Raw genomic sequence first — 879 nt, 5'->3', positions numbered from 1 at the left:
CAACCGTGCCAAGTGGCGAACCATCCGCTGCGGTGATCGTTGCCGTTGCACCAGGCTCACCGGTAATTGTCAGCGTGACACCGTCTTCGCCAACTGCAACCTCAACCAATGGCGCGTCAGGTGCCAGGGTATCTGGAACCGGAACGACAGCCGCATCTGAGACATTGCCTGCAACATCTGTCTGCGTGACGGTCACATCCTGTGCATCGAGCGGATCAAGAAGGATCGAACCTGCTCCGTCACCATCAAGAACAACCGTGCCAAGTGGCGAGCCATCCGCTGCGGTGATCGTTGCCGTTGCACCAGGCTCACCGGTAATTGTCAGCGTGACACCGTCTTCGCCAACTGCAACCTCAACCAATGGCGCATCAGGTGCCAGAGTATCTGGAACCGGAACGACAGCCGCATCCGAGACATTGCCTGCAACATCTGTCTGCGTGACGGTCACATCCTGTGCATTGAGCGGATCAAGAAGGATCGAGCCTGCGCCCTCACCATCAAGAACAACCGTGCCAAGTGGCGAACCATCCGCTGCGGTGATCGTTGCCGTTGCACCAGGCTCACCGGTAATTGTCAGCGTGACACCGTCTTCGCCAACTGCAACCTCAACCAATGGCGCATCAGGTGCCAGGGTATCTGGAACCGGAACGACAGCCGCATCCGAGACATTGCCTGCAACATCTGTCTGCGTGACGGTCACATCCTGTGCATCGAGCGGATCAAGAAGGATCGAACCTGCGCCCTCACCATCCAGAACAACCGTGCCAAGTGGCGAGCCATCCGCTGCGGTGATCGTTGCCGTTGCACCAGGCTCACCGGTAATTGTCAGCGTGACACCGTCTTCGCCAACTGCAACCTCAACCAATGGCGCATCAGGTG

1 protein-coding gene is annotated in these 879 nt (G+C 58.2%); it reads right to left on the bottom strand.

Annotation, left to right across the window (positions count from 1 at the left end):
* The coding region (locus tag ACOZHT_RS24410; protein ID WP_421567121.1) for an Ig-like domain-containing protein at positions 1–879 on the bottom strand (879 nt) is incomplete at both ends.

The organism is Ochrobactrum sp. EDr1-4 (assembly GCF_049199085.1).
Lineage (GTDB): Bacteria > Pseudomonadota > Alphaproteobacteria > Rhizobiales > Rhizobiaceae > Brucella.
The sequence above is the reverse complement of the archived record's forward strand: the minus strand, read 5'-3'. Positions and strand labels throughout refer to the sequence as shown.